Origin of the sequence: Chroococcidiopsis sp. TS-821 (genome assembly GCF_002939305.1) — a bacterium.
Taxonomy (GTDB): domain Bacteria; phylum Cyanobacteriota; class Cyanobacteriia; order Cyanobacteriales; family Chroococcidiopsidaceae; genus Chroogloeocystis.
On record NZ_MVDI01000007.1, the window covers coordinates 225,710 to 251,116 of the forward strand.

A 25,407-nucleotide genomic window follows, 5' to 3' on the forward strand; every position below is an offset into this window, starting at 1 on the left:
ACTCCCATAGTCATTACAAAGCTACAAATATAAAGATGTCATCATAGTTTGGCATCTTAACTATATGAAAATTATAAATTTACTCAGCAATTTTAGCAGCTGCATCTCGGTAAAACATTGCCCACAACTAAATTTATTGTAAATTGCGTAGTTTCATCGTTTTACAGCTATATTTTGCATGAAGAAAATTGAAGTATGAAGTACTTCAATAAGGAGTCAGACAATTATGAGTTTTGAGCGTCGTTGGTTACGACAAACCGAATATACCTTAGTAACGCTCTCAGCAATAGGAACAATAGTAACAGCTATAACACAACAAGCCATTTACGCAACAGTCCCATTAACAGTAGCTCTTTCTCTTAATATTACTAATAATAAACGATTACAGCAACAACTTCAAAATGCGAGTGCTGAGGTTCATCAAGTAAAACAAGTATTAAACCAAACAGAGAAGAAAGACAATGATGAAGTAAATAATGTTACCAAACAGCTACAGCAGCAGTTTGAAGAATTCGCTATTAATGAACGCAATAATTTAGCTTCATTAACACTTCAGATAACAGATATCTATCGTACTGTCGATGAACTGAATCAAAATAAAAGTCAAGATTTGTGTCGCATCTACAAGGATATACAAGCACTTCAGGAAAAGAATCAACAGCAAGCCCAAGCTGTTGAAAAACTTCAGTTACGCTATCAAACGATAGGTTATTTAAGTTCAGAAATCAGAAAATTAAAACAACAAAAACTTCAAGAAGAGCATCGTCTAAGTCAGAGTTTGCAAGAATTACAAGACCAAATCAAATCTTTAACTACAAGTGACGAAATAAACACAGATTTTCAGGTAGAAAAATCTCCTCTAAATTATTCTATTGACAGTTTAGAACAAGCCAATAACCGCAAACTATACATCCTAAATAATTTTGAAGAATTGGTTTTAAATGAATTACAAAATAACTTTCCCCACCAAGCGCTTTTGACACAATTTGACATTGGCAGAGGCAATGAATCTAGTAAAGTTATAGATTTTGCTGTCATTATGCCTAGTTGTATTGTTATTATCGAAGCAAAAGGCTATACGGGTAAAATAATAGCACAAAAAGAACCTCGCAACACTGCATGGATTTGTCAAAAAGACAATCAAAATATTAGAATTAATGCTTGTTGGGGTGTAAATCCATATAGGCAATTGAAAGTTTATATTGATAGTTTTTTACAAGTTTTAAGAAATGCAAATTTAACTTCTCTCAATCATCTACCTATTTACGGAGTAGTTGTATTTCCTCAAGGTACCCAAATTGCTCCAGAGATAAGAAAGGGTGTTGGTAGTTATCATAGAGTGACTACGTTAAATAAGCTATCAGAAACTATCGAGACTTTGAATGCAAATGCTAGTTCTAAAAATCGTAGCAGGATATCGTATCAACTTGTTTTAGAAGTTCTTCATGGTACACGCGAGCGTAGTGCAGCTTAAACAGTAATTTAAATTTTACTTTAACTCTAAGTTAAAGAGAATCCCTCTCTTTAACTTTTTTGTATAATAAGCAAAATAAATAGCTATAGATTAAATTGATTCGACTTTATCAAGTGTGAAACAGTACTACCTAACAAAATAAAGCTTGCATAAATAATAAAAGTGATACAGTGCAATTCCGACGTAGAAATAACAGAGTATATAAAGTTAATTAAAGAAGGAAGGTAAAAATGATGCTATTGAATCTTAGGGCGATCGCACCGATTAAAGAAGAGCAGTATCTTAAAATTTGTGAAGATAATCCTGATTTAAAGCTTGAACTCGATCAGTATGGTACTTTAATTGTCATGCCACCAACAGGAGGAATTACAGGCAATCGTAATTCAGAAATTAACTATCAACTCCAAGCTTGGAATAAGCGAAAGAAACTAGGTAAAGTGTTTGATTCTTCTACAGAGTTCAAGTTACCTAATGGTGCTTTTCGTTCTCCTGATGCTGCTTGGATTAGCATAGAACGCTGGGATAATCTTACGAAAGAAGAACAAGAAAAGTTTCCTCCGCTTGCGCCTGATTTTATCATTGAATTACGCTCTAGTAGCGATCGCCTTAAATCTTTACAAGAAAAGATGCAAGAGTACATTACCAATGGCGTTCGCTTAGGTTGGCTGATCGATCCGCAAAATCGACAAGTAGAAGTTTATCGTTCAGGAAATTCTGTTGAAATACTATCATCGCCTACCTCTTTATCCGGAGAAGATGTATTACCAGAATTTTTACTTGATTTAAATGAAATTTGGTGAAGCTTACACTAGCTACTTATCTACTAAAGACCCATCTTCCATGTAAAGAATGCGATCGGCAATATCTAAAATGCGGTTATCGTGGGTAACAAGTAAAATTGTGGAACCTTGTTCTTTAACTAACGTTTGCATAATTTCGACAACATCGCGCCCAGATTTTTTATCAAGTGCGGCGGTAGGTTCATCGGCTAAAACAATTTTTGGATAACTAATTAAAGCCCTTGCGATCGCAACTCTTTGCTTTTGTCCTCCTGATAGCTTTTCTGGATAATAATCAACGCGATCGCCTAAACCCACAGCCTCTAACATAGCGATCGCTTTTGCATCTAAATCTTGATTGAACATGTCATCGTGCAATTCTAAAGACATCCGCACGTTTTGTTTTGCGGTGAGAAATGTCATTAAATTGTGTGCTTGAAAAATATAACCAATGTTGCGTCGAATCTCAATTAATTGCCGTTTGTGAGCGCCACACATTTCTTGATTGAGAATTTTTAAACTACCTTCTTGGGCAGATCTTAGTCCACCCATGAGTGATAGTAAAGTTGTTTTACCAGAACCCGAGGGTCCTGTCATTATCACAATTTCGCCTGCTTGAATTTCTAAGTTGATGTTAGATAAAACTTGCTTGCGTAGTGTTCCTTCACCAAAGTAATGGTTGAGGTTTTTGATGGAGATGACGGGGGGGTGCATGGTAATGGGTAATTGGTAATGGGTAATGGGAATAATTAGTGTGAAGGTTGTGGGGCTTATGGATGGGAAGACCTGATTTTGAGAGTTTGGATGTGTATAGGTTGGCTGAAAGTTTGGCAAATGAAGTTTGGCAAGTTGTTAAACATTGGGACATTTTTGCTAAAGATACTGTAGGGAAACAAATCGTCAGATCAGCAGATAGTATTTGTGCCAATATTGCTGAGGGACGTGGTCGTTACAACTTTAAAGACAATCAACGATTTATTAAAATTGCCAGAGGTTCACTCTACGAAACTATTAGTTGGTTGCGATTGGCATATGCTAGACAATTAATTAATAGCGAACAGTCACTTAAGCTAAAGCAAATCATTGATGAACTATCGCCGAAATTAAATGCGTATTTGAGGTCATTAGATAATAGGTAATAGGTGATGGGTAATGGGAAATTCTTAATCGGTTTTTTTCCAATAACCAACGATCAGTTACCAGTTACGCTTAAAATACATCAGCAGGATTAGCAGCTTGTTTTCTTCCAATTACCGATTACCAGTTACCAATTACCCCCTAAAACACGTCAGCAGGATCGGCGGATTGGAGTTTACGCATGGCGATCGCACCGGAAACACCGCACATAATAATTGTGAGTAGTAACACAAAGGCGGCGCGTTCTAGCTTCATTGCAATTGGTAGCAACGTCGCCATGTATGTGATTTGATAAAGTCCTACCGATAAGAGGAAACCAGGAATAAAACCTAGAAAAGCTAAAAGTAAAGCTTCTTGCATTAATACAGTGAGTAAGTAGCGATCGCTGTATCCCATCGCTTTTAATGTCGCGTACTCTGGTAAGTGGTCGGAAACGTCGGAATACAGAATTTGGTAAACAATCACAATCCCAACAATAAACCCGACGACTACACCCATCCCAAAAATAAAGCCGATACCGCCACTTTCCCAGTAGTTAATTTCAATTTGCGCAAATTCTTCTGGTGTGAGTACGTTAACATCATCAGGTAATCCTGCTTGCAGTTGGGCTTGTACAGTTTGTGGATCGACTCCAGGTTGTAGCTGAATCAACCCGACATTGATTTGATTTGGTTGGCGTTGGGGAAATAGCTTTAAGAAAGTCGAATCACTGGTGATAATATTGCCATCTGCACCAAAAGACGCACCTAGCGTGAATAAGCCTATAGTTTGAACAGTTTGATCGTTCACTTGTGCGGTGAGGGTTCCTTGTTGCAGTAAATCTGCAATTGGTCCATACTCAGGACGCGATGCGCGATCGAAGAGAACGCGATCGAGTTGTTTTAACTGGTCTAGATAAGGGTTAACTTCGGGAAAATCAAACGCTGGATTTGCTGGATCGATACCCCAGACTAAAATACCTCGATTCATTAACGTTTCTGGGCTACGCCACTGCGCGGTATCGACATACAAAGAACGCACTGACGCAACTCCGTCGTAGGATAAGGTTTGGAGTAATCGCTCTCTAGGAAAGTTTTTGACGTAAAATAACGTTTGAAACTGGGGATTGATTAAGACAAGATCTGCTTGTAGGTTTTGATGCGATTTTGTTGCAGAATCGAATAGTGAATCGAGTAATCCCAGCTGTACGAAGATCAGCATATCTGCAAAGCCTATTCCAGCTAATGCTACTAGTAGGCGAGTTTTTTCTTTAAGGAGTTGTCGCCATGCTAAGGGTGTACGGCGCAGCCATTTGGGAAGCATAGTGATACCATTTGGGTGATGGGTAATGGGTAATAGGTGATAGGTAATGGGTAATAGATATTCTTTTACCAATTCCCAATTACCAATGACCCGTTACCTATTGTGGTTCTCTATTGAGTGTCCAGTATGGAATGTTTATTTCAGCGAATGTACCCGATCGCAGTACTTTAAACCCTTGTCTTTGGTAGAAGCGTGCGCCTCTTTCAGTGAAGGTTTCGAGATAGCAAGGGAGTTGTTCGCGATCTGCTTGTTTAAGAATTGGTTGTAGGAGTAGACTACCAACTCCTTGACTCTGATACGCTGGTGCAACTCCTAGCATATTTAGATACCAATGTTTTTCTGGTAGGTCTTGTTGGTGGTATTCTTCAATCTTGGAGTAGAAGGCGATGAGTTGTCCGAATCTGTCGAACCGTAGTTTGGGTGGAATTCTATACAATCCAGATAGAAGTAATCGTAAATGATTAAATGGGTATTTTCCTGGTGGTAGCCATACTGCAATTCCTTTTATATCGTCTTGCGTTGTGTAGATGTGGTTGTAACGCAAGCTATAACGTAAGGTTGTCTTTGCAAGCCAGTTTATAAGATCGCGTTTTGCGGGTTCGTCTGCTAACGCAAAATAATTGGACATCGGATCGTTGTTAAATGCTTGTGCTAGAACTTCACTTGCTGCATCAATTTGCGATCGCTTTAACTTTACTACTTGTATACTCATGATTTTTCTCCTGATATCGCACATTCGTTATAAATAACGCTAAAGATCAATTGCTGTTTGTACTTGTAAGTTGGTTAAACCTGCGACTCGTTGACTATCTGTAGGATTTAAGCGAATTTTGACTTCAACAACGCGGCGGTCGAGGTTTTCGCCTGGTTGATTGCTGAAAACGTTTTGGCGATCGACTTGTAAACCTACGTGCGATACAACTCCTTGCAATTCGCCGTTAATTGCTTCGCCGGTTACGGTTGCGGTTTGTCCTCGCTTGACTTTATTGATGTCAGTTTGGTATATTTCTGCTATCACTAACATGGTATCTGTTTGCGCTAAATCGGCAATTCCCAAATCGCTAATTTTCTCGCCAACTCGCGAGTGAATTTTGAGAATTTGTCCTGATTTTGGTGCTTTGATGTAGGCTTGGGCTAAATCAGTGCGGGCGCGGTTAACTGCTATAATTGCTTCTTCAACTTCACTTTGGGCGGCTTGGATATCAACTGGGCGAACTTCCGAGATTTGATTTAAGGTAGCGCGGGCTTCTTGAAGTTGCGCTTGCAGTGATTCAATTGTTTTACTTTGCGTTTGTTGTGCTTCGTCAAGTTGCGCTTGCGCAGTCTCAGCAACTAGACGTTTGCTATCTAAACTTGATGCGGCAACTGCACCTTGTTGATACAACTGTTGAAAGCGATTATACTCAGCATTAGCGTTACGTACTTCCGATCGCCTGCGCGCGATCGCCGCATTTTGGGAAGCAATTTCACCCGCAAGTTCAGCTTCGAGTCGCGTAATTGTTGCTTGCTGGGCTTGAATCTCACCTTGTTTTGCACCAGCTTTAACTTGCGCAAGTCGTGCTTGGGTAACTTTAACTTGTTGTTGCGCTTGTTGCAGTGCATCTTGCAGGCGATTTCTAGAATCTAAGATTGCTACAACTTGTCCCGCTTGCACTCTATCGCCTTCTTGCACGAGAATTTGAGAGATGCGATCGCCATCTAAGGCTAATGGTGCAGATAAGCGAATCACTTCACCTTCAGGTTCAATTCTTCCTAGCGCAGTGACTTTCTTAACAGTGGGAACTGTTGTTGTAGGTTGCGGTGTTTTTCTTTGTCCAAACTGCGAAATTCCGTAATATGCAATCCCTCCACTAATCAGCGTTGCGACAACAATTAAGCCGATTAACTTGCGATTGGCTCGTTTAAAGAATAGCCCCAGCGCCATTGATTTTTTCCTTTTTTGTTGGGTATTGGGGATTGGGTAATAGGTAATAGGTAATGGGTAATAGATATTCTTTGCGTCCCAATGACCAGTTACCAACTTTTACGAGATGCTTCTTGCAAATAAAGCGTCAGCATCTTGTTCAACAATTGTGCTTGCTGATCGTACGCAACAACATCGCCTTCAAATAACCGCACTACAATAACTCCTGTTGCTAAACACATGGCAAAGTTAACCACAGCCGGATCGTCAGTTCCTAACGCTTTGACAACAAACTCTCGATTTGACTTGTAGTTGCGCTTGAGGGTTTCGTTTGCCAAAATTTCCTCGCGATCTTGTTGTTGATAAAAATCACTCGTAATCAGAAATTGCTTGAAGAAATAATCTTCATTTTGGGCGGTGTAGTCAAAAATTGCTGTAATGCGCTCCTCCAAAGTATGAGTATTATTCAAGACAGCGTTCATACTTGCTGTATCTCGTTCATTTAATTCGTCATATAGCTGCCAAAACAAAGCTTGCTTACTAGGAAAGTAGTGATACAGCGTTCCGGTGGATACACCTATTTCTTTGGCAATTTGGCGCATGGTTACAGCACCATAGCCCTTGGTAGCAAATAAATCAAAGCATTTTGTCAGTAACTCTTTACGGTATTGGTCACGATCAACAATCTTAGGCATAGAGTAATGAGCAAACCCCAGTCTTTTATCGGATCGGCATTGTATATTGACTTGTTGAAATATTTTATATCGAACGTTTGTTATAAGTCAAACCAAATAAGAACGGTTATTGTACGTGATTCCTTCAAGCATTGACCCAATAATTACCAATTACCTATTCCCAATTACCAAAACTAACTCTACAACGCGTCGAGTAACGCTAAAACGACTCGTGCTTGATTTTCAGCAGCGATAGCAAAGAAAGTATTAAGTTGTGCTGCTGCTGATTCATCTCCACCAGCTAAATCTGAAACACTGCGAACGGCAATAAAGGGTACATTATTAGAATACGCCACCATCGCCGAGGCTGTTGTTTCCATATCGAGGACCAAAACATCGGTATTTTCGTTGCGATCGCCGTTTTCGTCAAAATTCAGCGTATTGGCAACAAACCGCCGATACTGTTCATTATCAACAAACGTCGAACCTGACAATCCATTTTGACCGACGATCAACTGTGGTGCAGGAACAAGAGGAGTTGTGGTACATCTACCAGTGCGATCGACTTGCGGACAATCTAGCAACTCGACATCAAGTTCGCGCGCTGTTTTATACATCCGCTTATCAACGAGAAACCAGAATTTCAATTCTTGATTCTCTGGGTTTGCTGGTATCCCAGGAAAGGGAACTTGGCGCAGTTGCTGTAAATTATTTCTGTCTAAATAGTATTGCGGAGTATTGTCAGAACTCACATTAGTGTCGCGGAGAAAGGCATTTTTAGCATCCGGTTGAAAGAGGGATTCTTGATTAGCTTGACCTGGTTGTGGTGCGTTTCCAAACAAAAAGTTGCACGTTGCGGCTTCTTCCATCGGATCTTGTAAGACGTGATTTAGCTGGAGTCCTGGGATGGCTGCGCATGGTACCGTTTCAGAAGAGTTATTAAAATACATCTCTTGATGGAAACCCCAGCGTTGGGGAATAATGACTGAGCCAATTGGTGTTTCATTTGGCGTATCAGGATCGTCATCGTTTGCACCCACACCACCGACACCACCCGCAATTCCGCTAAAGATGATATTGCTAATTCTAAATTTATCGAGGGTGAGTTGCGTTACCATTGTCGCATTAACTAAGCTGATGTTTGTTAAGACGACAACGACGTCTTTACCGCGCAATCTTCCTTTGCTATAGCGATGACCGTTGATAACAACACAGCCTTCGTAGCGGTTTTCACCATCGTTGCGACGCATTTCACTAATAAAGCGATCGGCTTCGCCAGAAAAAGCAGAGATTAAAGCATATCTGGGTTTTCTATCAGTTCTGGCATTACATCTTCCTTGAATTGGCGTAGCATTTATTTTATGGGGTAGCGCCGCACTCAAAAGAAGCCCTACTAACAGACAAAACCAACGCAGGCGAAAAACGAAGTTTGCGCAATTTTTCACAATGTCTCGCTTTTTAGTTGTTTAATTAGCAAAACAGGTTATATCTTATTACTGAAAGTTACTTAAAATAGTATTTATTGAACTTTTTATTATTAGATAATGAGAAAAGTAAATACGACCGCCTGTGGAGCAAATAGCGATCGCCTTCTCAACGTTTAATTAAGACAACGGCTGACGCTCATTTTGTGGTGGTAAAGCACGTTCTTCTTTGGGTGGTAAAAACTCATCGGTAAAGATATCTGCAACGGTTGGTTGACTGCTTAACCCAAAACCTTCGACGGTTTGTGTAATTGTCGTTTGTAACCGTTGGGGATCGACCGCACCTAAACCCAGCGCTTCTGCTTCGGGAGTAATAATCAAGTCCTCAAGTGCGACTTGTAGGCGTATTTTTTCAGCTTCGCGATCCATTAGCTTACTTTGATCGGCAGCAATCACTGCATCCAACGCTGCGTTAGGATCTCTTAGCATATCTTGCATTCCTCTGAGATAGGCTCTTACAAAACCGCGAATCACGTCGGGATTCTGTCGGACAAAACTTTCTTTTGCTAAGATGGCGTTGCCGTAGAAATCTAGACCAAAGTCGTTGTAGTAAAAAACTGTGATATCGTCGCGGCTTTTTCCGCCTTTGAGTAATGATGGTAAAGCTGACGTTGAAAACGCACTAATAGCATCAACTTTACCTTGCAGGAGAAACGTTTCGCGGAGTCTTGGTTCCATCGTTGTCCACGTTACCGAGTTGGGATCGACGCCCGTTTCTTTGGCAAATAGCGGAAAGAGTTTACGTGGACCATCGCCTGCGGGTGCGCCGAGGGTTTTACCTGCTAAATCTTGTGGTGATGCGATCGCGTCATCCAAGGTAAGAACCGCAAACGGTGCTTTATTAATCGGTACAGCAACCGCAATGATTTTATCGTTAGGATTTTTATCGTTAAATTCTAGCGTGTTGTAAATATCGCTAAAAGCAATATCAAACGTTCCCGTACCTAGTTTACTAATTGTATCTACGTTGCCAAAGCCTCGTTCGTATGTAACATTCAGTCCTTCGGCGGCAAAATATCCATTATTAATCGCTAAAATCAGCGGAGCATCTAAACTTTGAAATAAAAAAGCTAACTGGACACTGACATTTCTCAGGTTTGTGTTTGTATTTGTATTTGCCGCAGGGCTGACAGTAGAATTCGTAGGATTATTTGCAGAAGTATTAGCCCCAGGAGAAGCACAACTAGCAAGCAATGCTAGAGATGCAGCAATCGAAATCAAGCTAGAAAGACGTTTAATCACCGTTAATCACAGTTGCTAGATACTTGCGATCGCATTAAAGATGAGCAAGCGCTAGTTTTCTGTATTACGATATACAGCAAGAAGGACAGGGGATATTAGGTAGAAGGCAGAAGGTGCAGTGAGGAACTTATGGTGGAAAGCGAGGGATTGAAGCAGGGAACCCTTAATTATGTCCAAAAGTGCATCTTATTCCAGATTTTCTACTTAGTGACTTTATACGCACAATACACTTTTTTATGAAGATTTTTAGCCTTTTGTCCTGTACCTTTTGCCTCAAAATTTGAAATTAACTGTTATTTTTCTTGTTGTTATCAACAATTGATTGCACCTGCGAGTCTTGCAGCCATATGGTTTGCTGTGGGAAAGGAATGGGTATTCCTTCTTTATCAAAAGCAATTTTGAGGCGACGGCGATATTCACGCGCAACATCCCATTGTTTCAACGGTTGCGTTTTGATCCAGACGCGAATCACTAAACCGCGATCGCCAAAATTTTCTACTCCTAATACCTGTGGCGTTTCGATAATGTGTTCCATCCAGCGAATATCCTGCGTCATCTCCAAGCCAACTTGATTAATGAGTTTTAACGCTTGGTCAACATCAGCGTGATACGCGACAGGAATATTTAAATCAGCGCGCGACCAACGACTTGAAAGATTTGCCACAATTCTGACTTCACTGTTAGGAATTGTAATCAAACGCCCTTCCGCGTCTCGTAGCTGCGTAATGCGTAAATTTAAGTTTTCGACTAAACCGCCAACGGTTCCTACTTCGATTACATCCCCAAGTGCATATTGGTCTTCTAAGATGATTAAGAAGCCGTTGATTGCGTCTTTAATCAGGTTTTGCGAAGCTAAAGAAACAACAACCCCAACCAAGCCTGCACCTGCAAGGATCGGCGCGACATTAATTCCTAACGCTGTTAAAGCGATAACGATACCAATGATGACTCCGCTTAACGTCGCGATACTTTTGGTAACGCCGGAAATTGTTGAAACACGCAATTGCAGTCTTAAAGCGTCTTCTGAAGTCAGTAACGCATTACTTGCAAAAGCGGCGGTGAATTGGTCAATTAGAATATAACTCAAGCGAATGACAACATAGGTTCCTAGCCCCACAATCACCAGCGTAAACGGAATTGTCAGCGCGGTAAAAATCCAAGCTTGGACAATTCGCGTAAAGGGAAACAAACCTAAAATAACTAGCGTACCACCGCCCCAAACCAGACTTTGCGTGAGTTGAAAAAGTCGCTGGCGAACTTCTTCGATGTTACGGTGTCGCTGTCGTGTAAGTTGAGTAGTTACGGGATTCGTTGTTTGTGGAGTCGCGAACGTCACAGGTTGCTGTTTTAAGCGCCAGTACCAGCGGCGGATTCCCCAGCTTGTGACAACCATACCGAGAAAAACGCCAGCTGCGATCGCGCCTTGACGCTGTAAAGATTCAGGTTGTCGCTCTTGTTTTGCGCGTCTGAGGTTTTGTTCGAGCGATTGCGCTAATGTTTGTGCCAAACTAAAAGGATCTTCTGCCTGTTGCACTTGCGCATCCAGGTCGGTTACTGTCAATAGCTGCTGACCGTTGACATAGATGACGGGTAGATTGTTTTCTGTTCTAATCTCGACTTCAAGTGCGTCAGAATCGCTTTGAAAGTAATTTTGGCTAATGATTTGCAATCGTTGCTGAATATCGTCAACGCGCTGCTGTAAGCTAGCTCTCGGTGCCGCAATTTGAAACAAACGACGACCATCCAGCCGAATTGATGCTGTCTCGACCTGAGTTTCTGAAGTATCTGCCTGTTGCGTGAGATTGGGTAAAGATATGGGAAGTGATGGTATTTGAGCAGCAAAGGGAGAAACAATGCCAATATTAAGAAAAATTGACCCTGTAATTGCCCAAAATCGAGAATGCATCTCTATCCTCCAGCACAAAGTATTCTCTGTTACATAGGGTAACGGTTAATAATATGTAAAGAATACAGTTAAGCTAGGGGACACGTCCCAGTTCTAAACTAAAGGATAATTAATGACTGCAACTTCAACTAAGCCAAAGTACGAGATTAAAGACCTTTCCCTGGCGGCTACAGGAAGACAGCGGATCGAATGGGCTGGGCGCGAAATGCCTGTTTTGCGTCAAATCCGCGATCGCTTCGCGCAAGAAAAACCCCTTGCTGGAATTCGTTTGGTTGCGTGCTGTCACGTTACCACTGAAACCGCCCATTTGGCGATCGCGCTCAAAGCAGGTGGTGCAGACGCACTGCTGATTGCGAGTAACCCACTTTCGACGCAAGACGACGTAGCTGCTAGCCTCGTTGCGGACCATGATATTCCTGTTTTCGCGATCAAAGGCGAAGACAACGAAACTTATCACCGTCACGTTCAAATTGCCCTCGATCATCGCCCCAACGTAATTATCGACGACGGTAGCGATGTTGTCGCTACTTTAATTCAACAACGCCAACACCAAATTGCTGATATTATTGGCACTACCGAAGAAACAACGACGGGTATTGTCCGCCTCAAAGCGATGTTCAAAGACGGGGTGCTAACGTTCCCCGCGATGAATGTTAACGATGCGGATACGAAACACTTCTTCGATAACCGCTACGGTACAGGACAATCGACACTCGATGGCATTATCCGTGCGACAAACCTCCTACTAGCCGGAAAAACTGTTGTTGTTGCGGGTTATGGTTGGTGCGGTAAGGGAACTGCACTGCGGGCGCGCGGAATGGGCGCAAATGTGATTGTTACCGAAATTGACCCCGTAAGAGCGATCGAAGCCGTCATGGATGGTTTTCGCGTCATGCCTATGTCTGAAGCTGCACCAGAGGGTGACTTATTTATTACGGTAACAGGTAACAAGCACGTGATTCGCGCAGAACACTTTGAGGCGATGAAAGACGGTGCGATCGTTTGTAACTCTGGTCACTTTGATATTGAAATTGACCTCAAATCGCTGGGTGCAACTGCAACAGAAGTCAAGCAAGTTCGTAACTTTACCCAAGAATACCGGATGCCTAATGGTAAATCGGTTGTTGTTTTAGGTGAAGGACGTTTAATTAATTTAGCTGCTGCTGAGGGACATCCTAGCGCAGTGATGGATATGAGCTTTGCTAACCAAGCTTTGGCGTGTGAATATTTGGTGAAGAATAAAGGATCGCTAGAACCTGGTATTCACTCGATTCCTACCGAAGTTGACCAAGAAATTGCGCGTCTGAAGCTACAAGCGATGGGAATTAACATTGATAGTTTGACAGCAGAGCAAGAAGAATATATTAACTCTTGGACTGCGGGTACATAATTTCATCGACTGCGAATAAAATGTTGCGGGGCGTTGTTTGCAGCGCCCCGTTTACTTAAACAGGAAATTCAATCGTGGCTCGACTTTCTGTAGAATTACACCGCTATTTTTTTGACGAAGTACGCCCTCCCCAGGTGAATTTGTCACAAATACTGGCACTTGCAGGGGAACGTATATTTGGTTTTTTGTTTGTGGTATTATCTTTACCCTCAGCGTTACCCGTACCTGCACCAGGATACTCGATTCCGTTTGGTATCTTGCTTTTTTTACTCGCTGTGCAGTTGATTATTGGCGCTAGATCTCCCTGGCTACCACCACGACTCGCCAATCATCCGATCGCCTTAAATCAAATTCAAGGAATTTTAAAATCAGGAATTCCCTGGTTAAAACGTATCGAAGCGATCGCGCGTCCGCGTTTGAGTTACATCTGTACCAGTATCAGCGGACGCGTTGTGATTGGTTGTGCGATCGCCCTTATGGCAATTTCTATGATGATTCCCATCCCTGGGACAAATACGCTTCCTGCGATCGGGATTTTTGTCACTGGTTTTGGTTTACTCGAAGACGACGGCGCTATTAGTTTACTTGGTCTAGTTTTGTGTCTTCTTGGTGCAACTCTGTCAATTTCAATTCTAGTTGCTCTGTATTTCGGAGGTACAAGCTTGATTGAGTGGATAAAGGCATATTTTTAAATAAAAGTCAAGTTATTGATTGCCAACTACCAATTCCCTGCGATATTCAACCGGAGACAACACCAGCATGCTCGAATGGATTACCAACACAATGAGTTCCCTCGGATATTTGGGAATTGGATTACTGATGTTTCTGGAAAATTTGTTTCCGCCGATTCCTTCAGAATTAATTATGCCATTAGCCGGTTTTACCGTAGCCAGAGGTCAAATGCAGTTTATTCCTGCGATCGCCGCTGGAGTTTTAGGAACTGTCCTCGGCGCGCTGCCTTGGTACTATGCTGGTAAGATTCTTGGTACAGAGCGCTTACAACAACTAGCAGACAAATACGGTAAGTGGATATCAATTTCTAGCAAAGATATTACTAAAGCAGATCGCTGGTTCGCTCGTCATGGTGGCAAAGCCGTTTTCATTTGCCGCTTAGTTCCTGGAGTGCGCACGCTGATTTCACTTCCTGCGGGGATCGGCGGAATGCATTTAGTTCCGTTTCTGCTCTATTCCACGCTGGGCACGCTACTATGGGTGGGCTTACTGACTTATTTAGGGTACGTCTTAGGCGACAACTACGAACTGGTAGATGAATATCTTGCTCCTGTCTCTAAAATTGTAGTCGTTACTCTCGTCATCGCTTTCATTCTTTGGGTAGTCAGAAAAAATATGCGGCGCTATAGCTAAGACTAAATCAATGTTACCAAGTAACAATTGTTATTTACAAATCTGAGATCTGCGCCATCACTTCTTGTAGCAATATCAATTTTGATATTTTCCCAAATAATTTCCAAATTTACTCTAAAGTAATCATGTACGACAATATTGCGAATTCCTCGAATATCAATCCAAGGAATCTCTGGGTAAATAATTTCAACTTCAGGTAGGAGATTACCAGTTGCTTCACCAATAATTGCTAAGTTAGATAAAACTGCTTTTACAGTTTGTCTGTCATTTTGGAAATCTGTAAAGGTCATGCTTTTGGTGAAGTCTTCAATTTCAAGACTCACGTCCAAAATATCTTAAAGTCTCTGACGCACTTTCTAGAAGGCACGTACTGCTTGCTCTAACACAGGTTCTTGCAGATAAGACTTGAGCGAATCTGTCGTTTTTAAATCCACAGAACAATCTAAACTCTTCTCTAGATACCGCTGTAGTCTCACAAATGTTAACAGCCCGAAATTCAACTAGCAAATCGATATCACTCTCTGCTGTTGCTTCATTCCGAGCAACGGAACCGAACAGCAATAATGATTTTACATTGTGAAATCCTTCAGCTTTGTTTGACGGGCTAGTAAAATAGCTAGCACCTCATCTCTTTTCATTTTGCTCAAAGCTTACTTAAATTGTCACCACTGTCCTTGTTGCTCTAGACGCAAGTCCAATTTTGGCATAAACTCACCAAAGTAAATCTCAAATCTGAGAAAAATGCGATCGCAGCGAAACTGTAACCAATACTGGTAACGTCAGATCAAGAATAAAACTTCGTTTGGACGCTACAGCTTGAAACGCTTTCATTACTGGCAACTTTTACCGTACATCAAACCGCAGTGGAAGACGATTGCGCAGGCTTTTGTTTGCACATTGATATTTACTATTTTTTGGCCCATCCTTGCGTGGTTAGCAGGTCGCATTGCAGCGTATATTGGTCAGGGAGATATCTTGGCGATCGCGCAAATTGCGGCGATCAGTGCTGTCGTGTTTCTCAGTCAAAAAATCGCGCAGTTCGGTCAAGATTCCCTCATGGCAAAAGCTGCTTTATTCATTGCGTTCGATCTGCGTCAGCGAGTTTATGCACATCTACAGCGATTAAACTTAAGCTTTTTTGAAACGGCTAAAACAGGGGATCTATCGTATCGTCTTACCGAAGATATTGACCGCATTGGTGAAGTTATCAACAAAGTCTTTCACGACTTTATTCCTTGCGTGTTGCAGTTGATTGTTGTCTTGGGATACATGATATATCTCAACTGGCAACTAACGCTATCAACTTTGATTATTGCGCCATTAATGGCAATTTTGATCGGCTGGTTTGGCGAACGGTTGCAGCAAGTTTCGCGCCGCAGTCAAAATCAAATATCTGATTTATCAGCATTACTCATCGAGGTTTTCAGCGGTATCCGTTTAGTGCAAGCTTTCGCTGCTGAAGATTATGCCTTAAATCGCTTTCGTCAAGATGCTGAACGCAATCGTAAAGCGAAATACGCTGCAGAGAGATTAAAGGCAATTCAGTTTCCAGTGATTGGTTTTCTCGAAGCTATTAGTGCTTTAATACTATTATTTTTAGGTGGTTGGCAAATTTCTGCGGGAAACTTAACTCCTAGCGAATTTGTGAGTTACGTTGCCGGTTTAGCATTATTAATTGACCCAATTTCGCATATCACGACTAATTACAACGAATTTAAGCAGGGACAAGCATCGGTAGATCGAATTTTTGAATTGTTGGCAATCAAACCCACTGTTTTAGAAAAGCCCAATGCGATCGCGCTTCCTCCCGTTACAGGTAAAGTTGAATATCGCCGCGTTTCTTTTGGATACAAACCTGAACAACTCGTCATCAAAGACTTGAGTTTACTAGCGCATCCAGGTGAAAGAATTGCGTTTGTCGGTGCTTCAGGTGCAGGTAAAACGACGATTGTTAACTTGTTACCGCGCTTCTACGACCCGCTATCAGGTGATATTTTCATCGACGGTATCAATATTCGAGATGTCACCTTATGCAGCTTAAGACGGCAAATTGGGATCGTACCGCAAGAAACGATTCTCTTCTCAGGAACGATTGCCCAAAATATCGCCTTTGGTAAAACTGAATTTGATCTCGATGACATTGTGACCGCAGCTAAAATTGCGAATGCACATCGATTCATCACGCAATTACCTTATGGTTATGACACTGTAGTCGGAGAACGCGGCGTTAATCTCTCAGGAGGACAACGTCAAAGACTCGCGATCGCGCGTGCAGTGTTACTCAATCCGCGCATTCTCATTCTTGATGAAGCAACAAGCGCCCTAGATTCTGAATCAGAAGCATTAGTACAAGAAGCTCTAGAACGACTGATGCATAATCGTACAGTCTTTATCATTGCGCACCGTTTAGCGACTGTGCGACGCTGCGATCGCATTTTAGTTATCGAACAAGGGCAAATTGTCGAATCAGGTACGCATGAAGAATTATTAGCCCTCTCGCGCCGCTACGCCCGATATTATTCCCAGCAATTTAATTAGTGGGCTTGCTGTTTAATGCTAATGTCGCGCAACTTGAGCAAACTTTGCAGAGCCAGGGATGTGTATTGAATAGATACTGTTACTACAAATAGACCGCAGAGGGAGCAGAGGAGAAATGGAATGAATGTTACCAAATAGTTTTGCTCAAAAATTATTCCCATCAGTTATATCGTTTGCTTGTCATCGAAAGTGTCGATAATTACTTCCCCTGACACTGCTGGTTGATACCCTAGAGCATTGATTGGTTAAGTCAAGGCGGATTACGGCTGTTATAACCTATGGATGTTATTGAGCGTAACTCAGAGTTAACAGTGTTTGGACTACCCGCCGAGCAAGGTAGATGGTTACTGATTCCTCTGGGTATGAGTATTTTACTTTGTTTAGGGAGTGTTTACTCCTGGAGTATTTTTAGAAAACCTTTAGAAAGTGAATTGAATATTAGTGCAACTGAAAGTTTATTACCCTATACCGTTGCTCTTGTTTTCTATGCTGCATTCATGCCAATCGCTGGCTTTTATATTCCTCGGATAGGAACTCGTATCATGACGGCGATCGGGGGAATCGTAGTCGGCGTAGGTTATATTCTTTCAAGTTTTACCGCTGATATTGGGATGATAGTCCTCACCTATGGTGTCATTGCTGGAACAGGAGTTGGCATTGCTTATGGTGTACCAATGGCTGTGGTTGCTCGATGGTTCCCTGACAAAAAAGGATTAGCCGTGGGCTTGACGATTATCGGTTTTGGGCTTTCTCCCCTGATCGCTGCTCCTTTAGCAAATTACTTAATTGGAAGATACTCTGTTAGACTAACTCTGCGGATTTTAGGCATCGCGTTTACAGCGATTATTCTAGGAATTGCGCTCGCGATGAAATTGCCTCCGCAAAACTGGTGTCCCCGTCGGATAGCTGCTGCTCCAGCATCTACTGTCATGCCGAGTTATCCTGCCCATTTACTCAGATCTCAGTCATTTTATGGGCTATGGGTTTGCTATGCGATTGGCACTTTGATTGGATTAAGTGCCATTGGTATTTCCAGTCCAGTTGGTGAGGAGATAATTGATATCAATCCGAGGTTGGCAGCAAGTAGTGTTTCTCTATTTGCGCTCTTTAATGGAGTCAGTCGTCCTTTGTTTGGCTGGTTAAGCGATCGCTTTAAACCTCATTATGTGGCGATTATGTCTTATACGCTCATCTTGATTGCCTGCGTGTTGATGGTCAATGCTCAGAAAGGACAAATTGTCACGTATGTTGTTGCCTTTTGCCTATTTTGGTTTTGTTTGGGAGGATGGTTAGCAATGGCTCCTGCTATCACCCTCCGGTTTTTTAACCCCGATCGGTATGCTCAAAATTACGGAATTGTGTTTACCGCCTATGGTACAGGTGCTTTGATTGGAACTTTGGTGACTGGAAGAATTCGAGATTGGTTTGGCACTTACGCCTATGCATTTTATCTAATGGCTCTACTTGCCATTATTGGCATTCTCGTTGCCAACTTCATGCTCAAGCGCAGCGATCGCCTATATTCGTAATGACAGTACTGGATTGTCAGTAATATTTTCAAAAGGCGCGTTCCATATCTGGTGAACTTGTGGTTGTCTTTCAAAGCGTTTCCAAGTAACTTAACAAGTCTGCCATTTCTTTGGGACTAGGCTTGAACTGTGGCATCGGTGGAGTATCGCCACTAATGACTTGATGAATCAACCCAAAACGAGATTTACGCTTAGAAATACCTTGTAAACTAGGACCCACGTTACCATCAGCTTGCCATCCGTGACAACCCGCGCAGTTCATTTGAAAAATCGCACTGCCGCGTACGGGATCTCCTGTTAATGACAAAACATTCTTAACATAAGGCTCAGAAACTCTTACCCTATGTACGCCCACAACAACTAATATTGCAACTAGCAAAATCGCCAAAGCGATAAATGCAAGCCGCTGGAGTAGAATTTCCGGTTTAGCGAACTGATTAGCCAAAAGCTGATTACTTAACTTGAGACTTCACAAAAATATTTATCTCCTAACACTTAGCTTAAAAGTTCTTGATAGTGTTCGCAAGCAAAGTCAATGAAATCAGCATTTGTAATTAAGTTTTGTATAGAGACTTTACCAATTTCTGGTTCTCTCTTAGCACTAATTCAGTGTATGCTGAATTAGGAGTTATTGTTGTTGGCTGCTGTTGGGTCATCTAACCTAATGCAGCCTTAGTCACGAAGCACGATTGCGCGTAGCGCAGAGCTTATTATGCGATCGCAACAGGAGACATTGCATGGTTGAACCACTACTCGATGGAATTGTTCTTGGCTTGATAGTGATTACTTTGGCTGGTTTATTTTTTGCCGCGTATCAGCAATATAAGCGTGGCAAGCAGTTGGGTTTATAAGCTAGCTAGACTCTAGCCCTTCTAATTGTTTTGGAAGGGCTTTTCATGTTCTAGGTAGACTGCACGATAGAAAGTAACAGCCGCGTTACCGTAAACTTTTTCTCGACAGATTTCTAGTGAAGAAGGTTGTAACTTGGGCAGATCGGGATGATGTTCTACCGCAAGTTCGCCGCTTGGATGCAATAATTGGTACTGCGCGATCGCCTGCAACACTGGTAAATACAAATTACTCGCATACGGTGGATCGAAGTAGATGCGGTCAAACTGTTGTCCTGAAAGTGTTTTTAACCGCTGCACTACGTCGCCGCGCAAAACTTGAAACGTTTGTCCAGACTGTGCTACTTTTTGCCAATTTTCCTTAATAATCGCACAGGCACGGCTTGATTGTTCAATTCCCACAACCAAGGCTGCGCCACGGCATAACGCTTCTGCACCCATTGAACCGTTCCCAGCACACAGATCTAGCCAACGACTACCTGCGATCGCACCTTGCCAAATATTAAAGACGGCTTCGCGTACCCTGCCCGTTGTTGGTCGCGTGTCTCTCCCTGGTAATGTTTTTATAAGACGATTGCCGTAAATGCGCATGAGAAAGAGAGCAGAGGGATAAAGGAGAGCTCAAAAGCTCTGAGGAGAAAATATACTTACACGGGTACTGTGGTGCGGACTTGCTGCACAAAGTTGGATAAAATTCGCAATCCAGCAGTAGAGGATTTTTCAGGGTGGAATTGCATTGCCATGATATTGTCGCGGGCGATCGCTGCTGTCACCGTTTGACTACCATGCGTTACTGTTGCGGCTTGAATTGTAGAATCCTCAGGCTCAACATAATAGGAGTGAACAAAATAAACCCAAGGCTGTGATGGTAGATTTTGCCATAGGGGACAATCAGGTTGAGTAAGCTCTAGTTGATTCCAACCCATATGCGGAATTGTAATTCCTGGCTCGCCTTTAAAGCGCCGTACTGTACCAGAAATAATTCCCAAACCAGGCTCTACACCTTCTTCACTGCATTCGAATAAGACTTGCAGTCCCAGACAAATACCAAGAAACGGTTTCCCACTGGCGATCGCATCTTTGATTGGTTCAACCAAGTCACGGGATCTCAAATGCTGTACAGCAGGATCGAACGCACCGACGCCGGGTAACAATACTGCATCAGCTTTTGCTAATTCTATAGCTGAGTCAGTAATTTTCGGAGTCGCTCCCGCTTTCTCTAAACCTTTGCAGACCGAATGCAGATTACCCATGTCATAATCTATAACTGCGATCGCTGCCATTGAGCAGACCCTCCTCGATCGTTACCACTAAATTCTATTGTAAGTGCAACTAAGTTATTCTCCATGAGACGCTAACATCATTTTCAGCAATCTCCCCTTCGTGTATTGTTGTGTCCTAAGAAAGCGGGAAGGCTACGCTTATGTAGTTCGTCTCAAAGAAACAAAATTAATTAAGATTGCTATATGCCTTCTCAAATCCTGCTAACTTCATTTACAACATGGCTACCGCATCAAAAATCTAATTCATCCGACGATCTCATCGCGAAAATCGACGAGTTATATCTTACAAATAGCACTTTACAACTACCTCTACTAACCGTTTTAAGAAAACTACCTGTTGATACTCAACAAGCCAGCAAAATTGTCATCAGTAAAATTACTGAAATTCAACCTACTGCTATTATTTGTTGTGGTATGGCAGAAAGTCGAACGCAACTCACTGTAGAATCTCATGCTGCTTGTGGAGATGTTGTTTTGCGATCGCCACTCGATCTAGAACACCTAATTGCTGAGCTTTCTATAACCCAAATCAGCCACGATGCCGGAAAGTTTGTTTGTGAAGGACTTTATTTCGCAGTTTTAGACTATATCACAACGCAGAAATTAAACAGCCATTGTCTTTTTGTTCACGTCCCTATTTTGACAGAAGATAATATGCAAAAAGTTATAAAAGACTTCATATTAATTATTCAAAAAATGGCACTTTTATAAGTTATGTTGTGTCTTATTTTGAGTCGATCGCAACTTAACAAAAGGGTAGATCGCATTCTTACCCTTATTTGCTAGTTTATAAATGCTGTTATGCTACCATTGTTGCCCGTTTTCACGTTTGCTCAAGCTACACCCACACCTACGCCAACACCACAACAAGAAATCGTACAACCGCAACAAGTACGCCCCTTGCCTGGATCGTTAGATACTGTTCCGGTATTTAATAGCAATAGTCCCGAAGTCGTCCAAACCGAAGGAATTTTATTATCGACGTTTCCTCCGAGTGGAAAAAAAGCAGCAAACGCCCATCTTAACTTTCCGTTCCAAGGACGATTTGATATCTTCGCACATCACATTGCTAAAGCAACTTCTCCAGAAGACTTGCGCACGCTCTATCTTGGAGTTCTACTGCATAATCCAAGTACGCAACCCGTGACAGTCGATGTTTTACAAGCCGCAAGTTACTTAAGTCAACCTGACGCACCGTTTATCGAGTTACCACCCCAAACTGAAAATCCTTTAGGAACGATCTTTGCAGGACCAGGCGATCGCGTGATGAATGAGATCCTACGTGGACGGCGACAATCAATATTTCCTGCGCAAATCACCATTCCACCGCAGCAAAGTCGAATGTTGCTTAATTTACCAATTCCTGTACAAACGTTAGAACCACCAATTAATGGACGTTCTACTTTAATGCGGCTACGGAGCAATGGAAGGGTTTATGCAGCAAGTTTGGCGATGTTTGCTAAGTCTAATGCTGATGGTAGCGAGCGATCGCCAACTTTAGCCGAATGGCAACAGTTATTAGAAACGGGAAATTTAGCCGGACCTCGCGATCTCGCTCCAACACCTCCCGAAGCAGGTGGTAAAGTTATCTATGGTCGCGTTGCTGGAGTTGCGCAAGGTTCTCAATGGCAAGCTCAACTTGTTGATAGTCCTAATGTGCGATATTTGAGTATTCCTCCACGAGGACAAGCGTTTTCTTATGGTTTAAGTACCTTAACTGCAGGAAGACAAGGGACAAATCAAGTACAAAGTGCGCCGTTGATGGTACGCTATCCAGATACTGCCTATCAAGCACACGGTAATTATGGCATTGAGTACAATTTGAGTTTACCTTTGTATAACAATACTAATCAACAGCAAACAATCAGTATCTTGCTCCAAACACCAATTAAGGAAGATGAATTAACGCAAGGTGGATTGCGTTTCTTAACTCCACCTGCAGCTCAAACGTTTTTTCGCGGTACTGTGCGACTGCGTTACAGTGACGATCGCGGTTTACCCCAGACGCGGTATGTTCACTTGGTACAAAAAAGAGGACAAGCCGGAGAACCACTTGTACTATTAAATATGCCACCAGGCGATCGCCGACTCGTACAATTTGATTTTCTCTATCCGCCAGACGCTACACCGCCACAGGTGCTTACTATTCAGAATGTAAAAGTAGAGAATTAAGACTTTTGAAAGCCGAGCGATGCTTTCTTTTTCGTCTTTTTCGATTTTGATTTATTTACCTCAGCGACCGCTTCTTCAAACAAGTTATGCAAATGAACTGGAACGCTAGCAATTTCTGGTAGTTCTGGTACGAGTGGCTTGTCGAATTCCTCTAGCAGCGGTTCTAAATCGCGGTCAATTTGAAATGGACGCTGGAGTACGGTTTGCAAGATTTGTTCTAGTTGTGTAGGGTACTTCTGGGCTAAGCGTTGCCAAATAAATGTATTAATTTTGGGATCTTCTAGATAGTTACGAATCAGTTTTTCTGCACCTTCAATATTTTGCCAATCTTCAGCTTCTAATAATGCTACGACGCGATGATAGGTAGGCAAAAACATCTGTCCCCAGCGGGGATGCGATAACGCTGTCACCTGTTCAGCTTTTTTAAGTTCAGCTGGTAAATCGACTTTTGGCATCACCATTTTAGCTGTCGTTTTGTTCTCAAATAATCGAGCAACCTTGCCATCGACACCTGCTTCTGCAGCAGCGGCTTCTAATTCCTCTCGATCAATTCCCGCTTCTTGTGCTACCTCGGCAAGCGTTTTAGATTCATCAATACCTGCTGCTGCTAGTCGTTGCTGCATTAAAACTTCTTGAAATTCAGCGATTTTTTTATTGAGTTGATACCCTGGCATAGTGACTTCGTCACTACCAAAGAAATCGATAAACTGTTGGTGGTAACGTGCAACAGATTTCCACGCTTCGGCAAGTAATTCAGGTGCATCGCTGTAAAGATGGTTTTTGTAATTGTCCTTGAAATTACCAATGGCTACTGCTAGTTTAGGTTTACCTAACCGACCCAATGGCGTACAAGGTCCCGAAAACGTCCAATAAGCATCTGTAACTGGCGAAATTCGTGTTAATAAGATTTCACCTTCTTTGTAACGGCGTATTTCTTCTGCAAATTGAGCATTATCAGGTTTAACGATATAGTGTTTGGCTGTCAGCCAGTTCATTAACTCAAATCCATCAGGCAAGATTTGCGTAATCGCGAACAAGCCCATAAAGCTGCGCTGCCAACTCTTTACTAACTGGCGATCGCTTTGAGACAATTCCGGATGATGTTCAATAAATAAGTCTAATGGCGTTCGCTCGCCGACTTGCCCTTCACTCAAAAAGCTATCAACAATAATATCCTGTTGTGCTTTATCTCCTTTATCCCGCCGCGCCTGCTTTGCAGCATAAGCTTCAAGCGCTGCTGCTAAATCTCCTTCAGCTTCTAACACAAAATCGAGTAAGGCTTGTTTTAGTTGGTGCGATCGCTCTAATGCTGCATCCACAACTTAAATCTCTCAGTTAGTTCAACACTTTATAGAGTATAAGTGTTCTTTCAAGCTAGCAGCACAATTCCTAAACTTTATGAGCAACAAACTCAATGTTAGTAGCAATGTATTTGAGTGGAGTCTTTTCTGTCAACCACTGGTCAAGTAGTTCAAACTGATGGTAGTTGGCGTATGCTACTCTATTTTTTGGGAAAAGTTGTCTATGCCAGATATCAAGAAGTTGGAAGTGACTCTTTGCAAGGAGTTGCTTGACTTGTTTTTTACTATACAAGCGATCGTGATAAAAATCCCCACGCAAATGAGCTAGACGCTGCGTCCAAGACAAGCAATACGGCAAGAAAAAGCAGAAAAAAAGTCCACCACGTCTTAAAATACGATGAATTTCTCGCAAAGATTCTAAATCGTTAGGAACATGTTCTAAAACACCAAAGCTTAAGACAACATCAAAAGACTCCTTTTCAAAAGGAAGCAAATATGGGTGATCTAAGCAAGTTACTTCTAACAATTCTGCTTCAAGAATAGGTGTACTTTGACCAAAAGCTGAATCGACATTACCTGGGACGTCACAGCTGGTAACGCACGCACCTATTTCTTTGAGTAAAAATGTAATAAATCCTTTTCCACAACCCCAATCAAGTATCTTTAAACTATCCAAACTTCTCTTAAACCATTTTGAAGAGAACTCACTGACGTAATCTGTAAGATAAAGGTAGATATTTTGAGACGCAGGATTTTTTAAAAAGGCGTGACTGTCTAAATCTGCTGATAAATTTATTAATCTTTGATTCAAAGGTAACAGCTTCTGAAAATGGGTTTTTCGGAGAAGAACTAAGTCACTACCATGCATTGCATTTATTCACCATCATATAGCAATAGCAAAAGCCTTCTTCAACATTAATTAGTTAAAGAAGGCTATGCAATGAAATAAATAGACCTGGCACGGAGCTATTGTCCCGCGGGGCGACCCCCGGAGTATCGTCGCCGCTGCAGCGTTTCACCTCTGAGTTCGGGATGGAGTCAGCGTGGTTCCACTGCGCTAACCGCACCAGGAAGCTTGTC

Annotated in this window: 25 protein-coding genes, 1 rRNA gene and 1 pseudogene; 11 read left to right on the forward strand and 16 right to left on the reverse strand. The window is 42.1% G+C overall.

What is annotated here, in order from left to right; all coding sequences use genetic code 11:
* Positions 1-226 precede the first annotated feature (226 nt).
* On the forward strand, positions 227-1,474 hold the full coding sequence (locus B1A85_RS17635; protein WP_104548041.1) for a nuclease-related domain-containing protein: 1,248 nt from the start codon (positions 227-229) through the stop codon (positions 1,472-1,474).
* 233 nt (positions 1,475-1,707) lie between these two features.
* Complete coding sequence (locus B1A85_RS17640; protein ID WP_104548079.1) at positions 1,708-2,274, forward strand: Uma2 family endonuclease; 567 nt, start codon at positions 1,708-1,710, stop codon at positions 2,272-2,274.
* A 12-nt stretch (positions 2,275-2,286) separates the two neighbouring features.
* On the opposite strand, the gene B1A85_RS17645 is transcribed toward B1A85_RS17640, so the two are convergent.
* Positions 2,287-2,967, reverse strand: coding sequence for a DevA family ABC transporter ATP-binding protein (locus B1A85_RS17645; RefSeq protein ID WP_104548042.1), 681 nt, complete (start codon positions 2,965-2,967; stop codon positions 2,287-2,289).
* Between the two features lie 62 nt (positions 2,968-3,029).
* Here B1A85_RS17645 and B1A85_RS17650 point away from each other — a divergent pair, with 62 nt between their 5' ends.
* Entirely contained in the window at positions 3,030-3,392 is a 363-nt protein-coding gene (locus tag B1A85_RS17650) for a four helix bundle protein (protein ID WP_104548043.1), read from the forward strand.
* 139 nt (positions 3,393-3,531) lie between these two features.
* Here B1A85_RS17650 and devC read toward each other — a convergent pair whose 3' ends face one another.
* The 7 genes from devC to B1A85_RS17685 form a co-directional block, all read right to left on the reverse strand.
* Entirely contained in the window at positions 3,532-4,692 is a 1,161-nt protein-coding gene (gene devC, locus B1A85_RS17655; protein WP_104548044.1) for an ABC transporter permease DevC, read from the reverse strand.
* A gap of 97 nt (positions 4,693-4,789) precedes the next feature.
* The gene (locus B1A85_RS17660; RefSeq protein ID WP_104548045.1) at positions 4,790-5,404 is read right to left on the reverse strand and encodes an N-acetyltransferase; all 615 of its coding nucleotides are present in this window, start codon (positions 5,402-5,404) and stop codon (positions 4,790-4,792) included.
* A gap of 39 nt (positions 5,405-5,443) precedes the next feature.
* Complete coding sequence (locus tag B1A85_RS17665; protein WP_104548046.1) at positions 5,444-6,616, reverse strand: ABC exporter membrane fusion protein; 1,173 nt, start codon at positions 6,614-6,616, stop codon at positions 5,444-5,446.
* 89 nt (positions 6,617-6,705) lie between these two features.
* The gene (locus tag B1A85_RS17670) at positions 6,706-7,290 is read right to left on the reverse strand and encodes a TetR/AcrR family transcriptional regulator (protein ID WP_104548047.1); all 585 of its coding nucleotides are present in this window, start codon (positions 7,288-7,290) and stop codon (positions 6,706-6,708) included.
* 179 nt (positions 7,291-7,469) lie between these two features.
* Positions 7,470-8,714: a 5'-methylthioadenosine/S-adenosylhomocysteine nucleosidase gene (locus B1A85_RS17675; protein WP_104548048.1), complete on the reverse strand. Its 1,245-nt coding sequence runs from the start codon at positions 8,712-8,714 to the stop codon at positions 7,470-7,472.
* 159 nt (positions 8,715-8,873) lie between these two features.
* Positions 8,874-9,995: an ABC transporter substrate-binding protein gene (locus B1A85_RS17680; protein WP_104548049.1), complete on the reverse strand. Its 1,122-nt coding sequence runs from the start codon at positions 9,993-9,995 to the stop codon at positions 8,874-8,876.
* A gap of 286 nt (positions 9,996-10,281) precedes the next feature.
* Entirely contained in the window at positions 10,282-11,901 is a 1,620-nt protein-coding gene (locus B1A85_RS17685; RefSeq protein ID WP_104548050.1) for a mechanosensitive ion channel family protein, read from the reverse strand.
* A gap of 112 nt (positions 11,902-12,013) precedes the next feature.
* On the opposite strand from B1A85_RS17685, the gene ahcY reads away from it, so the two are divergent.
* The 3 genes from ahcY (at position 12,014) to B1A85_RS17700 (ending at position 14,656) form a co-directional block, all read left to right on the forward strand.
* Positions 12,014-13,291 carry an adenosylhomocysteinase gene (gene ahcY, locus B1A85_RS17690; RefSeq protein ID WP_104548051.1) on the forward strand — a complete coding sequence of 426 codons (1,278 nt, stop codon included), beginning with the start codon at positions 12,014-12,016 and terminating at the stop codon, positions 13,289-13,291.
* 74 nt (positions 13,292-13,365) lie between these two features.
* The gene (locus B1A85_RS17695) at positions 13,366-13,983 is read left to right on the forward strand and encodes an exopolysaccharide biosynthesis protein (RefSeq protein WP_104548052.1); all 618 of its coding nucleotides are present in this window, start codon (positions 13,366-13,368) and stop codon (positions 13,981-13,983) included.
* 67 nt (positions 13,984-14,050) lie between these two features.
* Complete coding sequence (locus B1A85_RS17700) at positions 14,051-14,656, forward strand: DedA family protein (protein WP_104548053.1); 606 nt, start codon at positions 14,051-14,053, stop codon at positions 14,654-14,656.
* 2 nt (positions 14,657-14,658) lie between these two features.
* Here the strand turns inward: B1A85_RS17700 and B1A85_RS17705 are convergent, their stop codons facing one another.
* Positions 14,659-14,979, reverse strand: coding sequence for a DUF86 domain-containing protein (locus B1A85_RS17705; RefSeq protein ID WP_256387472.1), 321 nt, complete (start codon positions 14,977-14,979; stop codon positions 14,659-14,661).
* 33 nt (positions 14,980-15,012) lie between these two features.
* Positions 15,013-15,294: pseudogene (locus tag B1A85_RS26280) on the reverse strand (nucleotidyltransferase family protein).
* Positions 15,295-15,472: 178 nt separating this feature from the next.
* On the opposite strand from B1A85_RS26280, the gene B1A85_RS17715 reads away from it, so the two are divergent.
* Together B1A85_RS17715 and B1A85_RS17720 are read left to right on the forward strand one after the other, a co-directional pair.
* Positions 15,473-17,194 (forward strand): ABC transporter ATP-binding protein, encoded by a 1,722-nt coding sequence (locus tag B1A85_RS17715; protein ID WP_104548055.1) that lies wholly within the window; start codon positions 15,473-15,475, stop codon positions 17,192-17,194.
* 278 nt (positions 17,195-17,472) lie between these two features.
* The gene (locus B1A85_RS17720) at positions 17,473-18,723 is read left to right on the forward strand and encodes an OFA family MFS transporter (protein ID WP_104548056.1); all 1,251 of its coding nucleotides are present in this window, start codon (positions 17,473-17,475) and stop codon (positions 18,721-18,723) included.
* Between the two features lie 70 nt (positions 18,724-18,793).
* Here the strand turns inward: B1A85_RS17720 and B1A85_RS17725 are convergent, their stop codons facing one another.
* Positions 18,794-19,168, reverse strand: coding sequence for a c-type cytochrome (locus B1A85_RS17725; RefSeq protein WP_104548057.1), 375 nt, complete (start codon positions 19,166-19,168; stop codon positions 18,794-18,796).
* 292 nt (positions 19,169-19,460) lie between these two features.
* Between B1A85_RS17725 and petG the strand changes: the two genes are divergently transcribed.
* Complete coding sequence (gene petG, locus B1A85_RS17730) at positions 19,461-19,574, forward strand: cytochrome b6-f complex subunit V (RefSeq protein ID WP_015190616.1); 114 nt, start codon at positions 19,461-19,463, stop codon at positions 19,572-19,574.
* A gap of 21 nt (positions 19,575-19,595) precedes the next feature.
* Here the strand turns inward: petG and rsmD are convergent, their stop codons facing one another.
* Complete coding sequence (gene rsmD, locus B1A85_RS17735; RefSeq protein WP_104548058.1) at positions 19,596-20,162, reverse strand: 16S rRNA (guanine(966)-N(2))-methyltransferase RsmD; 567 nt, start codon at positions 20,160-20,162, stop codon at positions 19,596-19,598.
* Between the two features lie 56 nt (positions 20,163-20,218).
* Entirely contained in the window at positions 20,219-20,854 is a 636-nt protein-coding gene (gene hisH, locus B1A85_RS17740) for an imidazole glycerol phosphate synthase subunit HisH (RefSeq protein ID WP_104548059.1), read from the reverse strand.
* Positions 20,855-21,037: 183 nt separating this feature from the next.
* Here hisH and B1A85_RS17745 point away from each other — a divergent pair, with 183 nt between their 5' ends.
* Together B1A85_RS17745 and B1A85_RS17750 are read left to right on the forward strand one after the other, a co-directional pair.
* The gene (locus B1A85_RS17745; protein ID WP_104548060.1) at positions 21,038-21,565 is read left to right on the forward strand and encodes a peptidase C15; all 528 of its coding nucleotides are present in this window, start codon (positions 21,038-21,040) and stop codon (positions 21,563-21,565) included.
* A 90-nt stretch (positions 21,566-21,655) separates the two neighbouring features.
* The gene (locus tag B1A85_RS17750; protein WP_104548061.1) at positions 21,656-23,026 is read left to right on the forward strand and encodes a DUF3370 domain-containing protein; all 1,371 of its coding nucleotides are present in this window, start codon (positions 21,656-21,658) and stop codon (positions 23,024-23,026) included.
* Here B1A85_RS17750 and B1A85_RS17755 read toward each other — a convergent pair.
* The 3 genes from B1A85_RS17755 to rrf form a co-directional block, all read right to left on the reverse strand.
* The gene (locus B1A85_RS17755; protein WP_104548062.1) at positions 23,023-24,345 is read right to left on the reverse strand and encodes a hypothetical protein; all 1,323 of its coding nucleotides are present in this window, start codon (positions 24,343-24,345) and stop codon (positions 23,023-23,025) included. The genes B1A85_RS17750 and B1A85_RS17755 overlap by 4 nt on opposite strands.
* A gap of 70 nt (positions 24,346-24,415) precedes the next feature.
* Positions 24,416-25,195: a bifunctional 2-polyprenyl-6-hydroxyphenol methylase/3-demethylubiquinol 3-O-methyltransferase UbiG gene (locus B1A85_RS17760; RefSeq protein ID WP_104548063.1), complete on the reverse strand. Its 780-nt coding sequence runs from the start codon at positions 25,193-25,195 to the stop codon at positions 24,416-24,418.
* A gap of 85 nt (positions 25,196-25,280) precedes the next feature.
* Positions 25,281-25,398 (reverse strand): 5S ribosomal RNA (gene rrf / locus B1A85_RS17765).
* Between the last annotated feature and the right edge of the window lie 9 nt (positions 25,399-25,407).